Source organism: Shewanella sp. KX20019, from assembly GCF_016757755.1.
GTDB lineage: Bacteria > Pseudomonadota > Gammaproteobacteria > Enterobacterales > Shewanellaceae > Shewanella.
Genome location: NZ_CP068437.1, coordinates 2,601,081 through 2,624,472 on the forward strand (window position 1 = coordinate 2,601,081; position 23,392 = coordinate 2,624,472).

Sequence of the window (23,392 nt, forward strand, 5' to 3'; positions counted from 1 at the left end):
TTAAACACAAAAAAATGATCAATTGGTGAGCTGGCTGAGTGGCTGAAGGCGCACGCCTGGAAAGTGTGTTTAGGTTTATCCCTAACGAGAGTTCGAATCTCTCGCTCACCGCCATATATAGAAAAGCCCGTTATCGAAAGATAACGGGCTTTTTGCTGTCATATTTTCAAGTATTACTATTGATGTTGGGCATTCGAGTATGCGCTCTTTAATGCTTTGGAAAATGGGTATCAGTAGTCAAAGAATTTACGATGCTCTATTCCCGCCGCATTCGAATTAACTTTATTTGGGTGCTTATGCTCTTTCCAGCACGCGACTTTCCGGCCAACATTCAGATGCGGGAAGTTCAGCTCTGAGTCTAAAGCTGGAGCTGTACTTACTCCGATAAAGCTCAGTAACTCACCCAAGCTGTTTGGCTTACTTACGTCGATACAAACCAGATCGTCTCTGTTTGCAAAATATGTCAATACCTGCTGCTTATGTTGCTGATAACATTTTTCTAAGTGTGCTTTATCATCTGGGAAAGCTGTTGTTGAAAGCTTAAAAATATCGTTAAAAGTGCGTTTTAATACTGGATTGAAAATTCCGTTTTTAAGATCCAAATTCACCAGCATCTTGTTTATTAACATTTGCATCGAAGGTACCCAAAGGGCAAGTTCTCTCTCTAAATACACAAATTTAGAACCGGGGAAAAGCTTATCTAATTGTGCATAATCACAAAAGCATGGCGAGTCAGAAATAACATCAGCTAGTTCAAATGCTCTTTTTGTATAGGCGGTGTGGGCAACGTTAAACCCATAGTCAAGTAGGGCAACGCTGATACTCGTGGTGCCGGTTCTTGGTAATCCGATGATGAAAATTTTGTTCATGTTTATATTAAGCCACAATAGAGGGAGAGGTCGTTATTGCATATCAATTATCTACAGTAACGGGCTGAATAGGTAGAAAATGCGTTCCATTATACGGTTCCGTAATGAGCGTTTCGTCCAACTTTCAGGGCAAACGATATCAGAGTCAGCTAAATAACCTTGTTGAACACGCGCTAGCTCTTGGGTAAAGGTGAGATTGTCGACAGCTAAGGTCACTTCAAAGTTTAGCCATAAGCTGCGCATATCAAGGTTTACTGTCCCTATAAGGCAGTGGTTTCCATCGATGACAACAGACTTGGTGTGCAATAGCCCACCTTTAAAACGATGGATATTCACGCCAGCATCGAGAAGTTCTGAGAAAAAGGCTCGACTCGCCCATTCAACCATTAGCGAGTCATTTTTATCTGGCACAATGATATCGACTTGCACATCCCGTTGAGCTGCGATGATTAACGCCAGTTGCAAGTTCTCGCTTGGGACGAAATAGGGTGTAGTAATAACTATACTTTTTTGCGCTTGGTAGATACTTTGCAGTAACACCTGATGGATTATCTCATCTCGCATGCCTGGTCCTGATGGAATAACCTGAACCAAATCTGTGATTTCATTGTGTTTATGTGCTAAACATTTTGGTAATTCGGGCAGAAATCGCTCATTAGTTTCTACTTCCCAATCCCATGCATGGATACTGTTTAGCACAGGAACAGTCGTCCCGGTGATCCTAACCATAACGTCGATCCATTCGCCAACCCCAGCATCTTGATTGAAATACTTTGGGTCAACGAGATTCATGGAACCGGTATAGGCCACACTATTATCTAAGACTACGATCTTTCTATGTAGCCTTAAATCGAGTCGTCTAAAGAACATTCTTAAAGGTGATACCTCGAGTGCATGGACAACGGTAATCCCGACTTTTTTAAATGTCGTTGGCCAGTGACTTTTAAAAAAGGCACGGCTACCCGCGGCGTCCAGAAGCAATTTGATGGTAACACCGCGAGCAGCCGATTTAATCAAGGCTTGAGCGACGTCATCGGCTTTGCCACCGGGTTGCCAAATATAGAACTCAAGGTGGATTGATTCTTGTGCGAGGTCAATATCCTTGATCAACATATCAAGGATCTCATGAGTCTGGTTTAACAATGTAAGTTGGTTATCTGCAAGCGCCGGGATCCCAATTTGCTTTTCACATATAGCACTAATTGATTGTCCATAAAGACTGGACACATGGGGCGTATATTGGCGCACATTATAGAGATGTGAAAACCATTGCTCATAAGGCGAATACATCTGTTTCGCCCGTTCAGCGCGTTTTTTACCAAGATTTAGTTCGCCAAACAGTAGGTAGGCGAATGCGCCGCCTAGGGGCACGATATAGATTATCATTAACCACGCTAAAGAGACGCCAATGGCTCGTCTTTTTACAACGACTCGTACACTGATACCTGCAATCACTAACCAGTAAACAAACACGGCTGCGATAGTGAGTAATTGATAAAATTGGTACATGTTTTCTTTGATGATAGAAGCCTTAGGGAATTAAGAATAATGGCGTCATGACGATTTAATCTACGTAGGAGACGTCAACGACTAATGTTTATGCCACATACCAGTAAAAGCTATTATAATGAAAAGATTACCGTAAATCTAAGTAACAAGCAGAATAACTCATTATGTATAGAACTCTACGTAAGCTCATTTTGTTTTCACTACTGCTAGTGACATTGTTTGCCCTTTTTATTTATCAAAGTACAGTAATTCCGCTACAAGATACATTGTTATCAAGTGATACTGACGGAGCAGATGTTATTCAATGTGTCACATATAGTTCAACGGTACCGCTAGACAGACACGGCAATCTCGATATTGCAATCTGGAACATCTATAAGCAGCAGAATGATGGCTGGCAAAACGTGCTAAAACAGCTAGCCGATAGAACTGACTTGCTATTGTTGCAAGAAGCAACACTTTCTGATGATTTAAAATCTTCAGTTTTAGAGTTGAATGAAGATTGGGTATTAGCAAGGGCGTTCATTTTTGCCGGCGAAGCGGTGGGAGTGATGAACTTGTCGAAAGGTTATCCCCTTAGTACATGTGCTTTTAGGTATGCTGAACCTTTGATTTACTATCCTAAATCGTTACTGGTATCGTATTACAAGTTGTCAGACAGCAGCCAGCTGTTGGTCGTTAACATTCACAGCATCAATTTTACCTTAGGCCTTCAGGATTACCAAGCTCAGCTTAACGTGGTCGCTGCAGCGATGATGGAACACCATGGCCCTATTATTTTTGCTGGAGATCTTAATACATGGAGCGATGAGAGAGCAGAATATGTAGTAACTATGGTTCAAAAAGCAGGGCTGATAGAAGCTGTTCCAAGGGATGACTATCGAACCACCGTATTTAGCCAATCACTAGATCATATATTTTATAGAGGCTTGGAGTTGGTAAACACTGAATCTATTGTTACCGATAGCTCTGATCATAATCCGTTAAAAGCCTATTTTAGATTACTCAAAAAAATTCCTTAGTAAGTAAACACTCGTAGATAAATCGACAGGACAAAGCATGGATAACGCCCGCGCGTTACTTAAACAGTATTTTGGTTTCAGTGACTTTAGAACTGGACAGCAAGAAGTCGTTAACAAGGTATTAAATGGTCAAAGCGCCGCAGCTATTTTTCCGACGGGATCGGGTAAGTCATTATGTTATCAATTACCAGCTGTAGCGCTGCCGAACCTTACATTGGTCGTGTCGCCTCTATTGGCTTTGATGCAAGACCAATTAGCCTATTTGGAAACTCGAGGTATTTCAGCTGCATCAATTGATTCCACCCAAACACCAGAACAGGCAGCTGCAGTACTCGATGGCGTGAGCAATGGTAGTATCAAAATATTGATGATCTCAGTGGAGCGTTTAAATAATGAACGATTTAGGCGTTTTATTGCAGGCATAGCCATCTCTTTACTGGTGATCGATGAAGCCCACTGTATCTCTGAGTGGGGGCATAATTTCCGACCCGATTACCTAAAACTACCGAGCTACCAACAAGCATTAAATATCCCACAAGTACTGTTGTTAACGGCGACAGCAACGTCAAAAGTGATTGCAGATATGAGCCGCAAGTTTGCAATTGCGCCGGAGAATATTACCTTAACCGGCTTTTATCGATCCAATTTACATCTAAATGCTGTTGGTATCAAAGAGTCAGATAAGCCCCGTTTTTTGGCGAACTGGTTAAGTGAAAGGCAGCAAACAAGCGGCATTATCTATGTCACTTTGCAAAAAAGTGCTGAAATGGTGGCAAAGTATCTGCAAGCTAATGGCTACAACACATTGGCTTATCATGCAGGAATGGACAGTGATGTACGAAAATCAATCCAGACTCGCTTTATGTCGGGAGAAGTCCCCATCATTGTCGCAACTATCGCCTTTGGAATGGGGATCGATAAAAGTGATATACGTTTTGTGGTTCACTATGATCTGCCTAAATCAATTGAAAACTACGCTCAGGAGATTGGACGTGCGGGACGAGATGGTCAGGATTCTGACTGTTTGGTCTTGGCGAACAAAGATAATCTCAATGTATTAGAGAATTTCGTGTTCGGTGACACCCCAGAGCTTAATGCTATCGTTAGTGTTATAGATGAAATAAAATCAGTGACCAAACAGCATAATGACTGGGAGCTAATGCTTAATCAGTTGTCTACATCATCGAATATTCGACCTCTTAGTTTGAAAACTTTGTTAGTTTATCTAGAGATGCAAGGGGCCATTAAGCCCAAGTATAGTTACTTCGCTGAATACAAATATAAGTTACTAGCGCCGATTGAGGAGGTGTTAAGTCGCTTTGATGCGGAGCGGCAACATTTCGTAAAAGCAATTGTGGATACTTCTGTCAAAGCCAAAATCTGGTATAGCGCCGATCTCAGCCAGCTTGAGTCTATCTCTCCCAATAGTCGTGGCCGTGCGATAAAAGCATTAGATTATTTAGATCAAAAACAACTTATTGAATTGCAGAGCAAACAATTAACCTTGGTTTACCAAGTATCTCCGGCTGAGTTATACGTCGATGGGTTGGCCGAACGTCTTTATCAACAATTTAGCCTTAAAGAGAGCAGTGAGATCGAGCGAATTAATTTCTTAGTGTCATTCTTTGGTAGTAGCAGTTGCCTAAGTTTGCAACTGGCGCAGTATTTCTCTGATCCCAACGCACGCACAGCTTGTGGACATTGTTCAGTTTGTCTTAATCAAATAGCAATATTACCCGAACCTGCGTACTTAACACCATTGAGCGAATATGATTTTCAATTGACCTGTGGTGACGCCATCTCAAAGTTAAAGTCCCATACATCGGCAGTCTTGCTTGCTCGCTTCCTATGTGGACTGACAACGCCCTTGTTTACCAAGCTCAAAATGAGACCCGTTAAAGGATTTGCGCAGTTTGAGCGCTACCGCTTTACAGATGTGCTGAATTGGATTGAGCAACAGCAATAAAACAGCGTGGCCTGTATTAGTGATATGCATAATACGTATCGTTTTATGCATGTTATGTAACAAAGATTTTCCAACACTACTTAAATAATGTAATAAAACAAAGAACATGCTTTACTGATGGCAAATTTATCGCGACATAGATTGCGAACAATGATAACTAAGGGATTTAACATGAAAAAAGCTGCGTTAACGCTTGCTATAGCATTGTCACTCACCGGGCTTACCGCTTGTCAAAATCAAACATTTACAGAGCAAGATACGATAGAAATGGCAGACCAAAATTTGGCATTTCAACAGTTTAGTCAGAGTTTTATTGATGCTTTATGGCTTGAGTCGCCAACGTGGGCTTTATACAGTGGTTTCCATAAATATGATGGAGTGCTTAAGGTACCCAATGAGCAAGCACGTCAAGCAAGTTTAAACTTTGTGTCGAAGCAAGCGGCATTATTAGCCAGTTTTGACAAGGAGAGTTTATCTGCAGCGCTTTTAACTGATTATCGCTTGATAGAAAACTTAATTGGCGAAATACGTTGGGACATCGAAACATTCAAGTCATGGCAGTGGAACCCAACAAACTACAATGTTTCTGGTGGTTTTGCGCAAATTATAAATGAGAATTTCGCGCCTTTAGATCAGCGTTTAGTATCGGTGTTATCTAGAATGGAAAATGTTCCCGCTTATTACGCAGCGGCTCGCGAAAATATTAATAACCCTACGCTAGAGCATACCCAGCTTGCGATAATGCAAAATGAAGGTGCTTTTTCTGTGTTTAACAATGATCTTTTAGATAAAGTGATTGCGTCAGAACTGACCAATGAACAAAAGGCACTGTTTGTCACTCGCTTTAATAAGGCTAGCATAGCCATCAATGAGCACATTGATTGGCTAAAAGCACTCGAAGTTAAGTTGGCTGATGAGGGAGCTCGTAGTTTCAGAATCGGCGAAACTCTTTATGAACAGAAGTTTGCACTCGATATTCAAGCTGGAATGACAGGCAAAGACTTGTACGAAAAAGCGATAATGGACAAGAATCGCGTACAAGCAGAGATGAGCAAAATCACTAAAAAGCTATGGCCAACAAATTTTGATACGGCAATGCCAAAAGACAGTAAAGTGGCTATAAAGCAACTTATCGATAAATTATCAGCTAAGCATGTTAAGCGTGATGATTTTGTTGATGAAGTTAGAGCACAGATCCCAGAGCTTATTGCTTTTGTTAATGAGAAAAACCTAGTCACTCTTGATCCAAATAAGCCGCTCGTCGTACGTGAAACCCCTGCTTATATGCGCGGTTATGCCGGTGCATCGATAAGTGCACCTGGACCCTATGAGAAGTCAGGAAACACCTATTACAACGTGACTCCACTTGATGGGATGAGTGATGAATCAGCAGAGAGTTACCTAAGAGAGTATAACCATTGGATTTTACAGGTGTTAAATATCCATGAAGCGATACCTGGCCACTACACACAACTTGTTTACTCGAATGAATCACCAAGCCTAATTAAGAGCTTGTTTGGTAATGGCGCTATGGTTGAAGGTTGGGCTGTTTATACAGAACGTATGATGCTGGAAGAGGGCTATGGTAACTTTGAGCCTGAAATGTGGTTGATGTATTACAAGTGGAACCTTCGCGTCATCTGTAACACAATACTCGACTACGGTATTCAGGTTAACGGTATGACAGAAACTGAAGCGCTTGATCTTATGATGAATGAAGCATTCCAACAACAAGCCGAAGCTCAAGGCAAATGGCGTAGAGCAACGCTGAGTCAAGTGCAACTGACTAGTTACTATTCTGGATATCGTGAGATTTATGACTTTAGAGAAGAGTATAAAGCACTGAAAGGCGAAGACTTCGATCTTAAGACATTCCATGAAGAGTTTTTAAGTTACGGAAGTGCTCCAGTGAAGTACATTAGAGGGCTGATGCTCCATAAATAGTGTTTTTGAATCGACCTTATATTAAGCCAGCAATTAACATAATTGCTGGCTTTTTATTGTCCAATGTCTTTGATTTAACAAAGATGTGATCTATTGCATGATTCTGGACTAGCAAATTTAACGAGCTTGATGTAATCTCAATGATAATTGTTCGCATTAAGATTTCGTAACATGAAAAATATACTGTTGGTTGATGATGATCTTGTTTTACAAAGTCTTTTAAAGAGTTATTTAGAGGCTGAAAACTTTGCCGTAACGCTGGCATCTAATGGCGAAGAGGCACTTGAAAAGTTACAGCGTATTACCCCTGATATTATCCTCCTCGATATTAGTATGCCAAAGCTCAATGGTGTTGAAATGTTAAAACTACGCAATGATAAAACTCCCGTCATTGTGATCTCATCACTGGATACTGAACATGAACGAGTTAATGTATTTGAACTTGGTGCAGATGACTTTCTTGGTAAACCCTTTAGCCAGCGGGAACTAATTGTGCGGATAAAGGCTATTCAACGTCGAATCGAATTAGTGAGAAATGAATCTGAAGTAAATGACGATTTAGCCACTGACGTGTTATTTGACGATAGTAGTTATAGCGTGTCTATCACTTCAAAAGTGGTCTATTTTACCCAAACAGAATTTAAGTTGTTCAAATATCTATTCGAACGCAAGGGTAGGGTTATCGCGAAGCAGGAACTACAGCTAAGAGTATTGCAAAAAGAGTTAGGCCAGTTTGATAGAAATTTGGATATGCATATCAGTAATACGCGAAGAAAATTGGCGGCTATACAATTACCCAAATCTTTAATCAATACGGTTAGAGGCAAAGGCTATAGTTTTGCAGAGATGTAGCGAGCAGATCTAGACTTGATTTATCGCTAATAAAAAAGGGAGCTATTTGCTCCCTTTTTTTGTTGATAAACTAAGTCATTATTTTAATAAGATAACCGGATCAACAAATTCAAGATTCAATGCTTCAGCTACTTCTGCACATGTGATCTTGCCGTGCATAACATTAAGGCCATTTAATAGGTGCTTGTCTTGCAGCAAAGCTTCTCGATAACCAAGCTGAGCAAGCTTGATAATGTAAGGCAGTGTTGCATTGTTTAGTGCAAATGTAGAGGTACGAGCAACAGCACCAGGCATGTTTGCAACACAATAGTGAACAACATCATCAACAATGTATGTAGGATCTTGGTGAGTCGTGGCATGAGAAGTTTCAATACACCCACCCTGATCAATTGCAACATCTACAATTGCAGAGCCTGGTTTCATTGCTGCAATGTGTGCTTTAGTCACGAGTTTTGGCGCCGCGGCACCTGGGACTAATACTCCGCCAATGACAAGGTCAGCTTCTAACACATGTTTCTCAATTGCATCAGCAGTTGAATAGATAGCTTTAACCTTATTATCAAACTGTGCGTTTAAACGGCGTAATGCATCGATGCTGCGATCTAGAATAACGACATCAGCCCCAAGGCCTACTGCCATTTGTGCAGCATTGGTGCCGACCATACCGCCACCAATAATAACGACTTTAGCAGGCTCTACTCCTGGCACACCACCAAGTAACATACCACGTCCGCCCATAGACTTTTCAAGTGCCATTGCGCCAGCTTGAATAGACATACGGCCAGCAACTTCAGACATTGGCGCGAGCAGGGGAAGCGTACCACGATCGTCTGTTACAGTTTCATAGGCGATACAAACTGAACCGCTTTTAACAAGATCTTCTGTTTGTGGTAAATCTGGAGCTAAATGTAGGTAGGTAAATAGAAGTTGATCTTCTCTTAACATCGCACGTTCAACTGCTTGTGGCTCTTTTACCTTAACAATCATTTCCGATTGAGCAAATACCTCAGCTGCAGTTGCTAGGATTTTTGCGCCTACATTGACGTAATCTTCATCGGAAAAACCAATGCCAGAGCCAGCACTTGTTTCAATAAAAACCTCATGACCACGCAGGGTCAATTCACGAACACTAGAAGGTACCATGCCTACACGATATTCGTGGTTTTTGATTTCTTTTGGAACACCTATAATCATCTTGAAGCCTCAATTTCGCATAAAAACCCATTTTCTATGGGTGTAATTGTTATTTTGTTATGCCTGAACGTGAATGTTTCAGGGAAATCTAGTATAGTATTCCTTCAGTAGTTTATGCTGCTGAAGTTTATCTAAACACGGTGTTTTATTTTGTTATAGATGCAATTCAAGGTTATAAATATGGTTAATAATAAAAAGAGTCCTATAAAAGACTTAGATCGAATAGATCGAAACATACTCAACGAGTTACAAATTGATGGACGAATTTCCAATGTTGAGCTATCGAAGCGTGTAGGGCTGAGTCCCACTCCTTGTCTAGAGCGCGTAAAAAGGCTTGAAAAACAAGGGTATATCAAAGGATACACTGCATTAGTCAATCCCCACTTTTTGGGTGCCTCTTTACTTGTGTTTGTTGAAATTACGCTAAATCGTGATACAGCTGAAGTTTTCGATAAATTTAACGATGCCGTGCAACTACTTGATGATATTCAAGAATGTCATTTAGTGTCGGGTGATTTTGATTATTTATTGAAGACTAGAGTCTCTGATATGTCCGCTTATCGTCGTTTATTAGGGGAAACCCTGCTTAAACTGCCTTCAGTTTCTGACACACGCACGTATGTGGTGATGGAAGAGGTTAAGCAGACTAATCGCGTCGCTATCAATACGATTTCTGAAATGTAACTTTGTTGTTTTATTGTACAAGAAGGGAGTCCGTCGACTCCCTTCTTTTATACAAAATACAATTGATACAAAATGATGCAAAGAATTCAGGTGAATACTTATTCATTTAGTTTAGCGCAAGTCAAACGCTGCAAAATAAACTCATTTCTGCTATCTTACTGACATTATCGTCTTTTTTAGTGTAGGTTTGCGATTGTCTAAGGCAACTAGTGTAAAAACCCTTTCCGGCGTACAAAGACTATTAGAAGGTAGTCTGATAATTTGTTGCATGATTGCAACTTATATCCTCATAGCACTCAGTAGTTTTAACGCTTCCGATCCTGGGTGGAGTCAATCACATTTTGACGGTGATATCCAAAATCTCACCGGTGCTGTTGGTGCATGGTTAGCTGATGTATTGTTTTATATTTTCGGTTATACCGCTTATATCATTCCGGTTATTATTGCGCTAACTGGCTGGCTGCTTTTTAAACGCACTCATAAATTACTAGAAATAGACTACTTTTCTGTTGGTTTAAGGTTGATAGGATTTCTTCTTATCGTGTTTAGTCTAGCAGCTTTGGGAAGTATGAATGCAAACGGGTTATATGAGTTTTCTGCCGGTGGCGTTGCAGGTGATGTCATTGGTCAAGCAATGCTGCCCTATTTCAACCAATTAGGGACCACTCTGCTGCTACTGTGTTTCGTTGGCGCTGGTTTTACGTTACTTACTGGTATTAGCTGGCTCACTATTATTGATCTAACGGGTTACGCGACACTGTGGTTTTTCAACTCCTTACGACAGTTACCCGAAAAACTTTCATCTAAAAAAGAAGAAACTGAAGATACACGCGGGTTTTTATCTGTTGTTGAACGATTCCGAGAAAAGCGCAACAGAGAATTGGATGAACAAGAAACTGATGCTGCTCTTTTCGATGGCGGCTCAGCTATGCCTATAGATTCACCTTTACAGCAAACTGTTACTACTCGTCTCGAACCTAAAATTGAACCGATGATAGACACTGAAACTCAGACTGAAGCAAGGGATCCCAGCATTCAAGCCCCTTGGGTGTCGTCTACGCAAGCTGAAATTGAGACGATTAACTTTGATTCAAAAGAGTCTGTTGGCGAGGTTAACACGACTAAACGTGTTAAAGATGATAAAGCCAAGATTGTAGATGGTATTGTTATTTTACCAGGCCAGGACGAGAGTGCTAATACAGCTCCAATGGAACCATTACCGAGTATTTCATTACTTGATGTACCCAATAGGCAAAGCAATCCCATAAGCCAAGAAGAGCTGGAGCAGGTGGGTAGATTAGTCGAAGTGAAACTTGCAGACTTCAATATAACGGCAAAAGTGGTAGGTGTCTATCCAGGTCCGGTGATTACTCGATTTGAGCTCGAATTAGCGCCGGGCATTAAAGCTTCAAAAATTACCAATTTATCTAAGGATTTAGCGCGCTCGTTACTGGCAGAGAGTGTGCGTGTCGTTGAAGTTATTCCTGGCAAAGCATTTGTCGGTCTGGAATTACCAAATAAATTTCGAGAAACCGTCTTTATGCGCGATGTATTAGATTGCGATGAATTTAGGGAAAACCCGTCTCATTTGAGTATGGTCCTAGGAGCGGATATCGGTGGTAAACCTGTCATTGTGGATCTAGGTAAAATGCCGCATCTTTTAGTTGCTGGTACCACAGGCTCAGGTAAGTCAGTAGGGGTGAACGTGATGATCACCAGCTTACTGTATAAATCTGGTCCTGATGATGTTCGTTTCATTATGATAGATCCCAAAATGTTGGAACTTTCGGTCTATGAAGGGATCCCACATCTTTTGTGTGAAGTCGTCACCGATATGAAGGAAGCCGCTAATTCACTACGCTGGTGCGTTGGTGAGATGGAGCGCCGTTATAAGCTAATGTCTGCGCTTGGTGTGCGTAACCTTAAAGGCTATAACGCTAAGATTAAAAATGCCAAAGAGGCGGGAGAGCCAATTCTCGATCCTCTGTGGAAGGCGTCTGACAGCATGGAGCCTGAAGCCCCTGAACTTGATAAGTTACCGTCAATAGTAGTCGTCGTGGATGAGTTTGCTGACATGATGATGATTGTTGGTAAAAAGGTGGAAGAGCTAATTGCGCGTATTGCACAAAAAGCACGAGCGGCAGGAATACACTTAATATTGGCTACCCAAAGACCGTCAGTTGACGTTATTACTGGTTTGATTAAAGCAAACATTCCTACCCGTATGGCTTTCCAAGTCTCTTCGAGAATCGATTCAAGAACGATTTTAGATCAACAGGGGGCTGAAACCTTGCTAGGGATGGGTGATATGCTCTATCTTCCGCCAGGTACCAGCGTTCCAAGTCGTGTACATGGCGCATTTATTGATGATCATGAAGTACACAAGGTGGTGGCTGACTGGCATGCACGTGGTAAACCACAATACATCGAGGATATCTTGCAAGGCTCTGCAGAAGGAGAGCAGGTACTGCTTCCAGGTGAAGCGAGTGACTCAGAAGAAGAGATGGATGCGTTATATGACGAAGCGGTAGCGTTTGTTACTCAAACTCGTCGTGGTTCAATTTCGAGCGTGCAACGTAAATTTAAAATTGGCTATAACCGTGCAGCACGGATCATTGAAATGATGGAACTTCAGGGCGTTGTTAGTGCCCAAGGGCATAACGGCAACCGAGAAGTATTGGCACCGCCACCACCTAAAGACTTTGATTAGACTAAACGACTTTTTAGTATATATGCCTAATAAATAAGACACTCTATATCAGCGTTGTGCTTCAGGCATGACCCGGAGAAATAAACATGAAAAGACTTATGGCAATAGCGATTGCAGGTTTACCCCTTTTAGCTCATTTTTCAGTTCAAGCGGATGCGTCAGAGCAATTAAAGGTTAAGCTCACCGAAATAGATAATCTAAAAGCTAATTTTAGCCAGACCGTCACAGACATAAACGATAAGGTCATTCAGACTGGTGCAGGGATTTTTGCACTAGCACAGCCTAATCAGTTTTATTGGCACTTAACTGCGCCGGATGAATCATTGATTGTTGCCGATGGCACTGATGTATGGATCTACAACCCTTTTGCTGAAGAGGTGTCTGTTATGGACGTTAACCAAGCAATAAGCGCTTCTCCCATCGCTTTACTTGTCCATTCAGATCCTGAGACCTGGTCGCAATACAAAGTACAAAGCAATGGACAGTGCTTTGAAATAAGCCCGCTAGATACTGATGCTGGCGTAGCCGAAGTTGAAGTTTGTTTTAACGATATAACCTTGACTAAAATGGTGCTTAAAGATCAGCAAGGAAATACCAGCAACTTTACTTTATCAGATCAAACTAAGGTCAAAGAGAGTGAAAGTGATTTGTTTAAATTTATCGTGCCTGAAGATGTTGATATCGACGACCAACGTTTAAAGTCTAGTAATTAAGAGTATTATGTGAGTAGTTTAAGTTTTGATTTTGCACCTGACTTTCGGCCTTTAGCGGCTAGAATGCGCCCTGAGACATTAGCGCAATATGTTGGACAACAACATTTATTGGGTGAAGGGCAACCGTTGAGGCAAGCGCTTGAAGCAGGAAGGGCTCACTCCATGATGTTTTGGGGCCCCCCAGGTACGGGTAAAACAACCCTAGCTGAACTTGTAGCCAGTCACGTTAATGCCCATGTAGAGCGCATTTCTGCGGTCACATCCGGTGTTAAAGAGATTAGAAGTGCGATAGAGCATGCAAAAAATGTTGCTCAATCTCGTGGCCAACGGACTTTACTTTTTGTCGATGAGGTTCATCGTTTTAATAAAAGCCAGCAAGATGCATTTTTGCCATTTATTGAAGATGGTACGGTTATTTTTGTTGGCGCAACTACTGAAAATCCCTCTTTCGAGATCAACAATGCACTATTATCTCGAGCGCGTGTGTATCTTATTAAGCAACTTACTACAGAAGAGATCTGTCAGATAACGCAGCAAGCTATAGCAGATGAAGAGAGAGGGCTTGGTAAACGTAAGTTAATTCTACCTCCAGATGTGGCGCTAAAGTTGGCACAGGTGAGTGATGGTGATGCGCGTAAGGCGTTAAACCTCATCGAATTAATTAGCGACATGCTTAAAGACGGTGAAGTATTTACCGAAGAGATGATCATTCAAGTAGCAGGCCAGCAACTTGCTGGATTTGATAAGAATGGCGATCAATACTACGACTTAATCTCGGCGGTACATAAGTCGATACGCGGTTCAGACCCCGATGCTGCGCTTTATTGGTATTGCCGGATGTTGGAAGGTGGCTGCGACCCTCTCTATATTGGTAGAAGGTTACTAGCCATTGCCTCAGAGGATATTGGTAATGCCGACCCTAATGCTATGTCGGTTGCCGTTAACGCTTGGGAATGTTTTCACAGAGTAGGGCCCTCTGAAGGGGAAAGAGCGATAGCCCAAGCTGTTTTATATTTAGCCAGTGCGCCCAAAAGTAACGCTGTCTACACAGCATTTAAGGCTGCAAGGCAGCTTGCCAAAGAAACAGGCAATGAAGGCGTACCTGAGCACTTAAGAAATGCGCCGACTCAATTGATGCAAGACATAGGTTACGGTGAAGGGTATCGCTACGCTCATGATGAGCCAAATGCTTACGCAGAAGGAGAGGTTTATCTACCTAAATCTATCGCTGATAGCCGTTTTTACTATCCGACAGAACGTGGATTTGAAAAGCGCATTAAGGAAAAGCTTGAGCACCTAGCCACTCTCAACCAGCGCAGTGAGGTAAAAAGATATGACTAATATACTTTTTGTTGCGCTAGGCGGGTCTATTGGTGCAGTTTTACGCTATCTTATTTCATTATTGATGCTTCAGGTGTTTGGTAGTGGATTTCCTTTTGGTACACTTATGGTCAATATACTGGGATCATTTTTAATGGGTGTCGTTTATGCCCTTGGTCAAGTCAGTGAAGTGAGTCCGGAAGTAAAAGCATTTATTGGTGTGGGTATGCTAGGTGCCCTCACGACGTTTTCTACTTTTTCCAATGAGTCTCTGTTGCTAATGCAAGAGGGATATTTGGTTAAAGCGATTTTGAATGTTGTTGTCAATGTTGGCGTGTGTATTTTCGTCGTTTATCTAGGACAGCAATTGGTATTTTCTCGTTATTAACTATTAAGATAATAAGACATGTTAGATCCAAAATTTTTGCGTAATGAATTAGAAGTAACAGCTGAACGCCTTGCGACTCGTGGTTTCATTTTAGATGTCGAACGTCTCGGTAAATTAGAAGAAAAGCGCAAGTCGCTACAGGTTAATACTGAAGAGTTGCAAGCTTCTCGTAACGCAATCTCTAAATCCATTGGCCAAGCTAAGGCTAAAGGTGAAGACGTAGCACCGATTATGGCAAAAGTGGGCACTCTTGGTGCAGAGCTTGATGCTAAGAAGTTAGAGTTAGCAGCGTTGTTAGAAGAGCTGAATGCGATTGCAATGAGCGTACCTAACTTGCCTGATGAATCAGCACCTATTGGTGCAGACGAATCAGAGAACGTTGAAGTTCGTCGCTGGGGAACCCCAAAAGAGTTTAACTTTACTGTTAAAGATCACGTCGAACTGGGTGAGAACCTTGGCGGATTGGATTTTAAGAGTGCGGTTAAACTGACCGGTTCGCGTTTTATTATTATGAAAGGCCAGATAGCCCGCATGCATCGCGCATTAGCACAATTTATGCTGGACCTTCATACGACTGAACACGGTTATACCGAAGCCTATGTTCCGTTACTGGTTAATGAAGATAGCTTGCTGGGTACTGGTCAGTTACCTAAATTTGGTGAAGACCTATTTCATACCAAACCAGCAACGGAAGAGGGGCAAGGACTAAGCCTAATCCCGACTGCAGAGGTACCACTCACTAATATCGCTCGCGATACTATTATTGATGAAGATGAGTTGCCAGTAATGCTAACGGCTCATACACCATGTTTTAGAAGTGAAGCCGGCTCATATGGTCGCGATACTCGCGGTTTAATTCGTCAACACCAATTTGACAAGGTTGAGTTAGTACAATTAGTGAAACCAGAAACTTCAATGCAAGCGCTTGAAGAGCTTACGGGTCATGCTGAAACAGTTCTACAAAAACTACAACTACCGTACCGCACAGTGGTTTTATGTACTGGTGATATGGGCTTTGGTGCGAGTAAGACATTTGATATCGAAGTCTGGCTACCGGCTCAAAATACATTTAGAGAGATCTCATCGTGCAGCAACATGCAAGATTTCCAGTCTCGTCGTATGCAAGCTCGTTTCAAAGCTAAATCAGCGAAAAAGCCAAGCTTGTTGCATACACTAAATGGTTCTGGCCTTGCTGTTGGACGTACGTTAGTCGCGGTACTTGAAAACTACCAAAATGAAGATGGTTCAATTACGGTACCTGAAGTGTTACGCGGCTACATGGGTGGTTTAGAAAAAATCGGTTAACGATAACGATTAAAAACGCCTCTACTATAGTAGGGGCTTTTTTAGCCCTACGTTTAGCTAAGTTTATGCACATTTTAATAATCTTAAGTTTTGGCTCTATAAAATGCTGATTATTAATTAAATAGCTACTCTAACTGCTAAAACACCTCTGTATTAGTATTTTTCCCTTTTAGTCGTTAAAACTGGCTTTATACCGCATTGCTTCAATGGTATAACTACAGCCGAACCCTCCTACACACCCTATTTAGGAAAGCAGTTATGATATTTTCCCAGGTTGAACTTGCCCCAGCCGATCCAATCCTAGGCCTAACCGATGCGTTCAAAGCCGATCCTCGTGAGGATAAAGTTAATTTAGGCGTTGGCATTTATAAAGATGAATCTGGAAAAACACCCATTCTTAAAGCCGTCAAATTAGCAGAAGAAAAGTTACTTCAAACTGAAGAAAGCAAGAGCTATTTAGGCATGGAAGGTGTTCAGGCATACAACCGTGCGGTACAGACATTATTGTTTGGCGCAGATCATACCGTAGTCAATAACGCCCGCGCGTTAACAGCACAAGCTCCAGGTGGAACCGGCTCACTCAGAGTCGCTGCAGAGTTTTTAGTACGCCATACAAATACTGATACCATTTGGCTCAGTAATCCTACCTGGGCGAATCATCAAAATATATTCCAAAGTGCTGGATTAAAAACACAATCTTATGGCTACTACAAAGCAGAGACCCATGGTCTAGATTTTGATGCGATGTTAAGTGATCTGGCTGAGGCGAAAGAGGGCGATCTTGTTTTGCTACATGGCTGTTGCCATAACCCTACTGGTATCGATTTAAATGAAGCACAATGGCAACAAGTTGCTGAACTCTGTGTCGCCAAATCATTGGTACCACTTTTCGACTTTGCATATCAAGGTTTCGGCGCTGGTGTCGAAGAGGATGCTGCAGGACTTCGAATTGTCGCAAACATTGTGCCAGAGCTTATTATTGCCAATTCATTCTCGAAAAATTTCGGGCTTTATAATGAGCGCATCGGGGCGGTAACTGTCGTAGCCGCAAATGATGCTGAAGCGATTAATGCATTTAGCCAAATCAAAAGTACCATTCGCGCTTCGTACTCTAACCCTCCAGCCCACGGTGCGCTGATTGTGAGTACTATTTTGGAAGATGAATCGTTAAAGCAACTTTGGCATGAAGAACTTCAAGCGATGAGAGAGCGCATCGCTGAAATGCGTTCACTGTTTGTAGCATCATTAAAAGAATATGGTGTTAGTCAAGACTTTGAATTTATCTCTAGTCAAAATGGCATGTTCAGTTTTTCTGGCCTGAATAAAGTACAAGTAAAGCAGCTAAAAGATGAGTTTGGTGTATATATTGTCGGCTCAGGACGCATAAGCGTTGCGGGTATGACTAAAACAAATATGCCAGTTATATGTAAAGCGATCGCCGCCGTTTTATAAATGTCTGCCAAGATGTTAAAAGGACCTTTTAAGGTCCTTTTTTGTTTTAATATTTATACCATTAAAGAGTTGGTCTTAATCAATATTGAGTTTCTCAGGCAGCATCTCCGCTAGAGCATTGGCTAATGCGCGCTTATCATGTAGCCCTCTATGGTGTGAGCTTCTTAATGGATAGTAACTCGTTTGCCCATCTTGATAAGCCGTTTCTGAATGGCTCAATACCTTATCAATGATTTTAAGGCCAAGAACCTGATGACACCAATCTATTTTTTGCTCGAGACCGCAGTTTGCGATTGGCGATGGTTCACTCGTTAGATTATCAATTAATATTACTTCGGCTGAAGATTCAGCTAGCGCTTTTGCAATCTTTGGTAACAGTAACGGCGGCATAATGCTGGTCAAAAAACTACCAGGCCCGATGATGATCAAATCGGCATCACGTATTGCATCACATGCTTCACACGTGGCTTGCACTATCGGCTCAAGTGACAGTGCGATAGGGGTGTCAGTCATTTTATCTACGTTTATTTCGCCAAAAACACTGTTGCCACAGGCTTCTAACGCGACTAGGTGCGTAGGCTCCTCAGACATAGGGATAAGCCGAGTTTCAATATTTAGAAATTGACGCACCAAATTGATCGCTTCCAAGGGTCTAACGCATAGTTCATCTAACGCGGTGAGCATTAAATTTCCTAAATTATGACCGTTGAGTTCACTTTCACCATTGAAGCGATACTCAAACATGAGAGTGCCTATGGAGGGTTTTTTAGCCAGCTGTGTCAAGCAATTACGTAAATCGCCCCAAGCAATACAGTCTTTTTCGGCTCTTAGGCGACCGGTAGAACCACCGTTGTCGGTTGTTGCAACGATTCCAGTGAGCTTTGGACCTAGAAATGACAATGCAGACAGAACCCGCCCTAAGCCATGTCCACCGCCAATTGCGACTATTTGCTGATATTGATTAAGTCCATTGTTTTTCATGGGGCCTCCTTCCTGAATACCCAAAGGTTTTATTCATCACCGACAGTATAACGATTTAATCGGGATTTTTCGCGATGTAATCTCAATCTAGCTAGCATATAATACAAAAAACACAGGTTAAGCAAAGACATATTTTGTATATTATAAGGATGTGCAGTGAAGACAGGTAAAGTGGGGTTGTTTACCATTGCTTTCGGAGTCGTTATTGGTGGTTTCATACTTATTAGGCTGACAATGATCCCTTCGCTTACGAGCGATGAGGCACAGCTGGGTAAAGCCATAAGAAATAATGAACTTGTTAGCAAAGTCCCTAAATTTAGTGACATAAAGGATGTAAAAGCAAAGAAACGTGCGTTTTTCAATTTTTTGCGGCCGTCAGTGAAACACCAGAACGCCATAATTAAAGATGAACGTCAGTTTTTGATTGGCATTAGAGCCCAGCTCGAAAATGAGAACAAACTTACCGATGCCGATGAGTTTCGTTTGCAACAAATTGCAGAAAAGTACCAATATACTTCAAGACGAATAAATACCAATACCATCGACAAACTGCTGGTGAGAGTCGATGTGGTGCCAGAACAAATGGTGTTGATACAAGCCGCCAATGAGACCGGTTGGGGAAGTTCTCGTTTTGCCAGAGAGGGCCTTAATTTTTTTGGTCAATGGTGTTTCAGAAAAGGCTGTGGGTTAGTACCACAATCTCGCAGCGATGGACTCTCGCATGAGGTCGCTGTTTTTAAAACTGTTGAGGACTCTGTCGCCTCCTACATGCGAAACCTTAACTCGAATGCAGCTTATTCATTATTGAGGTCCATTCGTGCAGATATGAGAGCTGAAAACCAAGAGCCTAGTGCCAATAAACTTGTCTACGGCCTAGTTAATTATTCAGAAAGACAAGAAGCTTATATCGATGAGTTACTTGAAATGTTACGTCAAAATCAACCTTATCTAGTGGAAACAAATGAAAAAATCCCTGCTGCTTAGTTTAATCATATTTAGTTGTGCGACGGCAAATGCTGAACCTATCTCATTAGAGTACGCCGGTTTTTACCAGCGACTGAAACAAGTCAATAAAGGTAATTACCAGTTAGTTGAGGTGGCTTTTTCTGTATCGAAAGCCAACGGTTGTAAGCTGAAAGATGGCACGATAACGACTGAAAAAGAGTCGTATCCTTTGACATTTACAGCAGACCAAAGAATATTCCTTCCTTATGACGCACAGTTAAAGTCTGATCGTGCACTGATTAATTTGAATGTTGAAGGTGATGCTAAGTCTTGTGCAATTGCGATGCAGGTGAGATCAAAGAACACTAAGCTTGCATATAAACGCTCTGAGCTATTACAAATCGAAACAGAAATGGATCAGTTGTTAAGTATGATGCAAGGGTTCCCTATGCGTTATTTTTCCTCTGATATTGCAGGGCTGAATTTGGAGTTTGAAACTGAGGCTGTTATTACTCTTAATGGTAAGAAAATCCCCGTTAGTGGCACATACCGCTTAAGTAGAGAGGTGATTAGAACACTTGATTCAATTGAGTTTAGCCGGTCACCTAAGGTGATTAGTCCGTGGACTGCAAAATAGCCTCTGAGCAGATATAAAAAAGCCCTCCAAGTAGAGGGCTTTTTTATATCTCGTTATTCTGACTAGCGAGTAGGGCTATATGTGCTTACGACATCAATACGTGCCGCTTTATCTAAATCAATATGACCATTGTTGGCGATATCGACAAAATCGAAGGCGGGTAGTTCTGATTCTGCAACGTCGCCCTTCAATGGCGCATTAGCATTACGTTCTAATGAGAGGAAATCGAACTTCGCTCTGTCGACACCTTGTGAAGGAGCAGTATTTTGCATCGCGGTAAATATCGTTTCTATACGCCCAGGGAAATCTCTATCCCACTGCACCAACATATCTTTGACAGCTGCGCGTTTTAGGTTCTCTTGCGAACCACAGAGGTTACAAGGGATGATCGGGAACTTTTTGAGCTCAGCATATTCAGCAATATCTTTTTCTTTGCTATATGCGAGCGGACGAATAACCATATTGGCGCCGTCATCAGATAATAGCTTTGGTGGCATCGCTTTTAACTTTCCAGCAAAAAACATGTTCAAGAACATGGTTTCGATAATGTCATCTCTGTGGTGGCCCAATGCAATTTTGGTGGCACCTATTTTTTGAGCAAATCCATAAAGGGTGCCACGACGCAATCGAGAGCACAGTGAACAGGTGGTTTTTCCTTCAGGAATTTTATCCTTGACGATAGAGTAGGTATCTTTTTCTAAGATATGATATGCCACACCAAGGGTGTCTAAATAGGCGGGCAGGATCTCTTCCGGGAAACCAGGCTGCTTTTGATCAAGGTTCACTGCAACAATCTCAAACTTAATTGGCGCTCGTTGCTGCAGGTTTATCAAAATATCGAGCATGGCATAGCTATCTTTGCCACCAGATAAACAGCACATCACACGATCACCTTCTTCAATCATGTTGTAGTCGCTTATGGCCTTGCCAACTTCAGAGCGCAAGCGCTTCTGCAATTTGCTGCAACGGGAGATCTGTTCTGTTGATAATTCTTCGGACATAAAAAACGCGCCTAGTACACAATTGTTCAGGGCGCGTATTATTCCAGCTTAACCGCTTCGGGTAAAGCCCGTTAAGCGTTAAGCTTGTTCAAGAGGTGATTTATATCCGTCAGGCTTTACGGCAAGCAGATCGCAATTAATACTGTCGATGACATGTTCTGCAGTATTACCGATAAGCGCAGCTGAGAGTCCCGTTCTGCCAATGGTGCCTAAAATGACTAATTCAGCATCAAGCTTTTGAGCAAGTTCCGGGATAACATCTTCCGGTAACCCCTCTCTGACATGACAAAAATCGGTTGAAATATCATAAGCATTCGCTAGATAGGTGATGCGTTCTTCATGCTGATTACGGATAGTTTCACTGTAGGAGTGAGAGTCGAAGTCGGGTAGCTCTATTGCCAAATTAACTGGCGTGCCAGGGTAACCGTTCACAAGGTGGATTTGAGCATCAAACTGTTTTGCTAGTTTCTGTGCATGCTCGATTATTTTCACATTTAAAGACTGGTTGGTTTCATCCTCAGAGCTTACGTTTATCGCACAGAGGATTTTACCTGCTACAGGCCAATCATGATCTTTTACCAATAAAACGGGTACCGGGGCTTTTCTAAGCAGATGCCAATCTGTAGGGGTAAAGATGACTGACTTTAGTTTGTCATGCTCATGGGTGCCTTTTACGATAACATCGTATTTGCCCTCAATGACATGATTAATGATACTTTCGAAGGGACGGTTATGCCAGACGACTTCAGTCTCAATGCTAACGCTTCCAGTCTGGAATTGGCTAACAATATCATCTAACCATGCCTTACGCTGTGCAATTACGCCTTCGCGCATTGCTTCACGCTCATGACCGGATAAAATGGAGGTCATCTCATAAGAGAAATCAAAGATAGATAAAAAGACAGTAATACTGGCATTATTAGCAGATGCAAGCTTAACGGCTCTGGCTAATGCGGCTTGTTTATCGGTGGTTGGGTCAACCACTACAAGGAGTTTTTGATAGTCCATCATAACTTTATCCTTATCTAATATCGTATTACCATCTTGCACCATAAAGATGGCTTTGTATTGTCATAGATCAACAGAAATGTCGATAATGTTTAACGAGCGATATTACTGTTTCCTGATAAGTCACTTAGCGTGTCAATATCGAGGATTGTAATGTATTTACCTTTGACTTCAATAAGTTCTGCTTTCTGAAAACGACCTAATAGGCGACTAATAGTTTCGACTGTTAAACCTAAATAATTACCAATATCGCCGCGAGTCATTGTTAAACGGAACTCTCTAGGAGAGAACCCCCGGCTACCAAATCGTTTAGCGAGGTTACTGATAAATGCCGCCAATCTCTCTTCAGCATTTTTCTTACTCAGTAGCAAAATCATCTCTTGATCAGTTTGAATTTCATTACTCATAAGCCGCATAACTTGTTGTCTAAGTTTAGGCATCTTACCAATGAGGTCATCGAGAGTGGTATAAGGGATCTCACATACCATTGAGGTTTCAAGTGCTTGTGCAAAGCTCTGATGGAATTGTGAATGAATTCCGTCAAATCCTATAACGTCACCCGCGAGATGAAAACCAGTGATCTGCTCATCACCTTGCTCCGTTATGGTGTAACTTTTTATGGTACCGGAGCGGATCGCAAAAAGAGACCTAAGCGGATCGCCAGACTTGAAAATAGCCTCGCCTTTTTGAATAGGTTTTTTACGCTCAATAATTTCGTCTAATTGATCTAATTCATTAGTGTTAAGCGTAAAAGGAATACACAGTGTGCCCATACTGCAGTCATGACAGTGAATCGCACAGCCTGATGTCATTTGACGACGATGTTTGTTGTTATCTACGCTCATTATCTATCTCAGTTTTGTGTTCACACGCTATGTTAAACTAATTTAAT

20 protein-coding genes and 1 tRNA gene are annotated in these 23,392 nt (G+C 41.8%); 14 read left to right on the forward strand and 7 right to left on the reverse strand.

Features of this window, described 5'->3' with window-relative positions:
- Nucleotides 1-24: 24 nt before the first annotated feature.
- Nucleotides 25-114: transfer RNA gene (locus tag JK628_RS11380), tRNA-Ser, on the forward strand.
- Between the two features lie 116 nt (nucleotides 115-230).
- On the opposite strand, the gene JK628_RS11385 is transcribed toward JK628_RS11380, so the two are convergent.
- Both JK628_RS11385 and cls read right to left on the reverse strand, forming a co-directional pair.
- Nucleotides 231-869: a sulfotransferase gene (locus JK628_RS11385; RefSeq protein WP_202289573.1), complete on the reverse strand. Its 639-nt coding sequence runs from the start codon at nucleotides 867-869 to the stop codon at nucleotides 231-233.
- 51 nt (nucleotides 870-920) lie between these two features.
- Entirely contained in the window at nucleotides 921-2,378 is a 1,458-nt protein-coding gene (gene cls, locus JK628_RS11390) for a cardiolipin synthase (protein WP_202289574.1), read from the reverse strand.
- A 164-nt stretch (nucleotides 2,379-2,542) separates the two neighbouring features.
- Here cls and JK628_RS11395 point away from each other — a divergent pair, with 164 nt between their 5' ends.
- From JK628_RS11395 to JK628_RS11410, 4 genes are all read left to right on the forward strand, one after another.
- On the forward strand, nucleotides 2,543-3,400 hold the full coding sequence (locus JK628_RS11395) for an endonuclease/exonuclease/phosphatase family protein (protein WP_202289575.1): 858 nt from the start codon (nucleotides 2,543-2,545) through the stop codon (nucleotides 3,398-3,400).
- 37 nt (nucleotides 3,401-3,437) lie between these two features.
- Nucleotides 3,438-5,366, forward strand: coding sequence for a RecQ family ATP-dependent DNA helicase (locus JK628_RS11400; protein ID WP_202289576.1), 1,929 nt, complete (start codon nucleotides 3,438-3,440; stop codon nucleotides 5,364-5,366).
- A gap of 171 nt (nucleotides 5,367-5,537) precedes the next feature.
- Nucleotides 5,538-7,310 (forward strand): DUF885 domain-containing protein, encoded by a 1,773-nt coding sequence (locus JK628_RS11405; RefSeq protein WP_202289577.1) that lies wholly within the window; start codon nucleotides 5,538-5,540, stop codon nucleotides 7,308-7,310.
- A 171-nt stretch (nucleotides 7,311-7,481) separates the two neighbouring features.
- Nucleotides 7,482-8,162 carry a response regulator transcription factor gene (locus tag JK628_RS11410; protein WP_202289578.1) on the forward strand — a complete coding sequence of 227 codons (681 nt, stop codon included), beginning with the start codon at nucleotides 7,482-7,484 and terminating at the stop codon, nucleotides 8,160-8,162.
- 78 nt (nucleotides 8,163-8,240) lie between these two features.
- Here the strand turns inward: JK628_RS11410 and ald are convergent, their stop codons facing one another.
- Nucleotides 8,241-9,356 (reverse strand): alanine dehydrogenase, encoded by a 1,116-nt coding sequence (ald, locus tag JK628_RS11415; protein ID WP_202289579.1) that lies wholly within the window; start codon nucleotides 9,354-9,356, stop codon nucleotides 8,241-8,243.
- Between the two features lie 180 nt (nucleotides 9,357-9,536).
- On the opposite strand from ald, the gene lrp reads away from it, so the two are divergent.
- The 7 genes from lrp to JK628_RS11450 all read left to right on the forward strand — a co-directional run bounded on the left by lrp (nucleotide 9,537) and on the right by JK628_RS11450 (nucleotide 17,928).
- Nucleotides 9,537-10,040 (forward strand): leucine-responsive transcriptional regulator Lrp, encoded by a 504-nt coding sequence (gene lrp, locus JK628_RS11420; protein ID WP_202289580.1) that lies wholly within the window; start codon nucleotides 9,537-9,539, stop codon nucleotides 10,038-10,040.
- Between the two features lie 193 nt (nucleotides 10,041-10,233).
- Nucleotides 10,234-12,750 (forward strand): DNA translocase FtsK, encoded by a 2,517-nt coding sequence (locus JK628_RS11425; protein WP_202289581.1) that lies wholly within the window; start codon nucleotides 10,234-10,236, stop codon nucleotides 12,748-12,750.
- A gap of 86 nt (nucleotides 12,751-12,836) precedes the next feature.
- Complete coding sequence (lolA, locus tag JK628_RS11430) at nucleotides 12,837-13,463, forward strand: outer membrane lipoprotein chaperone LolA (RefSeq protein WP_202289582.1); 627 nt, start codon at nucleotides 12,837-12,839, stop codon at nucleotides 13,461-13,463.
- Between the two features lie 9 nt (nucleotides 13,464-13,472).
- Entirely contained in the window at nucleotides 13,473-14,804 is a 1,332-nt protein-coding gene (locus JK628_RS11435; protein WP_202289583.1) for a replication-associated recombination protein A, read from the forward strand.
- Complete coding sequence (gene crcB / locus JK628_RS11440) at nucleotides 14,797-15,171, forward strand: fluoride efflux transporter CrcB (protein WP_202289584.1); 375 nt, start codon at nucleotides 14,797-14,799, stop codon at nucleotides 15,169-15,171. Before JK628_RS11435 ends, crcB begins: the two co-directional genes overlap by 8 nt.
- Nucleotides 15,172-15,189: 18 nt before the next feature.
- Nucleotides 15,190-16,476 (forward strand): serine--tRNA ligase, encoded by a 1,287-nt coding sequence (gene serS / locus JK628_RS11445; protein WP_202289585.1) that lies wholly within the window; start codon nucleotides 15,190-15,192, stop codon nucleotides 16,474-16,476.
- A gap of 258 nt (nucleotides 16,477-16,734) precedes the next feature.
- Nucleotides 16,735-17,928 (forward strand): amino acid aminotransferase, encoded by a 1,194-nt coding sequence (locus tag JK628_RS11450; protein WP_202289586.1) that lies wholly within the window; start codon nucleotides 16,735-16,737, stop codon nucleotides 17,926-17,928.
- A 75-nt stretch (nucleotides 17,929-18,003) separates the two neighbouring features.
- Here JK628_RS11450 and yvcK read toward each other — a convergent pair whose 3' ends face one another.
- Entirely contained in the window at nucleotides 18,004-18,909 is a 906-nt protein-coding gene (yvcK, locus tag JK628_RS11455; RefSeq protein ID WP_202289587.1) for a uridine diphosphate-N-acetylglucosamine-binding protein YvcK, read from the reverse strand.
- A 156-nt stretch (nucleotides 18,910-19,065) separates the two neighbouring features.
- Here yvcK and JK628_RS11460 point away from each other — a divergent pair, with 156 nt between their 5' ends.
- Complete coding sequence (locus tag JK628_RS11460) at nucleotides 19,066-19,893, forward strand: glucosaminidase domain-containing protein (protein WP_202289588.1); 828 nt, start codon at nucleotides 19,066-19,068, stop codon at nucleotides 19,891-19,893.
- The gene (locus JK628_RS11465; RefSeq protein ID WP_202289589.1) at nucleotides 19,871-20,491 is read left to right on the forward strand and encodes a DUF2987 domain-containing protein; all 621 of its coding nucleotides are present in this window, start codon (nucleotides 19,871-19,873) and stop codon (nucleotides 20,489-20,491) included. The genes JK628_RS11460 and JK628_RS11465 overlap by 23 nt, the downstream gene beginning before the upstream one ends.
- Before the next feature lie 62 nt (nucleotides 20,492-20,553).
- Here the strand turns inward: JK628_RS11465 and ttcA are convergent, their stop codons facing one another.
- The 3 genes from ttcA to etrA all read right to left on the reverse strand — a co-directional run bounded on the left by ttcA (nucleotide 20,554) and on the right by etrA (nucleotide 23,345).
- Nucleotides 20,554-21,492, reverse strand: a complete 939-nt coding sequence (ttcA, locus tag JK628_RS11470; protein ID WP_202289590.1) for a tRNA 2-thiocytidine(32) synthetase TtcA — start codon at nucleotides 21,490-21,492, stop codon at nucleotides 20,554-20,556.
- Nucleotides 21,493-21,570: 78 nt separating this feature from the next.
- Nucleotides 21,571-22,503, reverse strand: a complete 933-nt coding sequence (uspE, locus tag JK628_RS11475) for a universal stress protein UspE (RefSeq protein ID WP_202289591.1) — start codon at nucleotides 22,501-22,503, stop codon at nucleotides 21,571-21,573.
- 89 nt (nucleotides 22,504-22,592) lie between these two features.
- A complete protein-coding gene (gene etrA, locus JK628_RS11480; protein ID WP_202289592.1) occupies nucleotides 22,593-23,345 on the reverse strand; it encodes an electron transport transcriptional regulator EtrA in 753 nt (250 codons plus the stop codon).
- Between the last annotated feature and the right edge of the window lie 47 nt (nucleotides 23,346-23,392).

What these genes read in the sequence shown, in the direction of transcription:
- ttcA (WP_202289590.1), bottom strand. Translation starts at nt 21,492, where the DNA reads ATGTCCGAAGAATTATCAACAGAACAGATCTCCCGTTGCAGCAAATTG.
- JK628_RS11385 (WP_202289573.1), bottom strand. Translation starts at nt 869, where the DNA reads ATGAACAAAATTTTCATCATCGGATTACCAAGAACCGGCACCACGAGT.
- JK628_RS11405 (WP_202289577.1), top strand. Translation starts at nt 5,538, where the DNA reads ATGAAAAAAGCTGCGTTAACGCTTGCTATAGCATTGTCACTCACCGGG.
- JK628_RS11465 (WP_202289589.1), top strand. Translation starts at nt 19,871, where the DNA reads ATGAAAAAATCCCTGCTGCTTAGTTTAATCATATTTAGTTGTGCGACG.
- uspE (WP_202289591.1), bottom strand. Translation starts at nt 22,503, where the DNA reads ATGATGGACTATCAAAAACTCCTTGTAGTGGTTGACCCAACCACCGAT.
- crcB (WP_202289584.1), top strand. Translation starts at nt 14,797, where the DNA reads ATGACTAATATACTTTTTGTTGCGCTAGGCGGGTCTATTGGTGCAGTT.
- etrA (WP_202289592.1), bottom strand. Translation starts at nt 23,345, where the DNA reads ATGAGCGTAGATAACAACAAACATCGTCGTCAAATGACATCAGGCTGT.
- ald (WP_202289579.1), bottom strand. Translation starts at nt 9,356, where the DNA reads ATGATTATAGGTGTTCCAAAAGAAATCAAAAACCACGAATATCGTGTA.
- lolA (WP_202289582.1), top strand. Translation starts at nt 12,837, where the DNA reads ATGAAAAGACTTATGGCAATAGCGATTGCAGGTTTACCCCTTTTAGCT.
- lrp (WP_202289580.1), top strand. Translation starts at nt 9,537, where the DNA reads ATGGTTAATAATAAAAAGAGTCCTATAAAAGACTTAGATCGAATAGAT.
- JK628_RS11410 (WP_202289578.1), top strand. Translation starts at nt 7,482, where the DNA reads ATGAAAAATATACTGTTGGTTGATGATGATCTTGTTTTACAAAGTCTT.
- cls (WP_202289574.1), bottom strand. Translation starts at nt 2,378, where the DNA reads ATGTACCAATTTTATCAATTACTCACTATCGCAGCCGTGTTTGTTTAC.
- JK628_RS11395 (WP_202289575.1), top strand. Translation starts at nt 2,543, where the DNA reads ATGTATAGAACTCTACGTAAGCTCATTTTGTTTTCACTACTGCTAGTG.
- serS (WP_202289585.1), top strand. Translation starts at nt 15,190, where the DNA reads ATGTTAGATCCAAAATTTTTGCGTAATGAATTAGAAGTAACAGCTGAA.
- JK628_RS11400 (WP_202289576.1), top strand. Translation starts at nt 3,438, where the DNA reads ATGGATAACGCCCGCGCGTTACTTAAACAGTATTTTGGTTTCAGTGAC.
- yvcK (WP_202289587.1), bottom strand. Translation starts at nt 18,909, where the DNA reads ATGAAAAACAATGGACTTAATCAATATCAGCAAATAGTCGCAATTGGC.
- JK628_RS11450 (WP_202289586.1), top strand. Translation starts at nt 16,735, where the DNA reads ATGATATTTTCCCAGGTTGAACTTGCCCCAGCCGATCCAATCCTAGGC.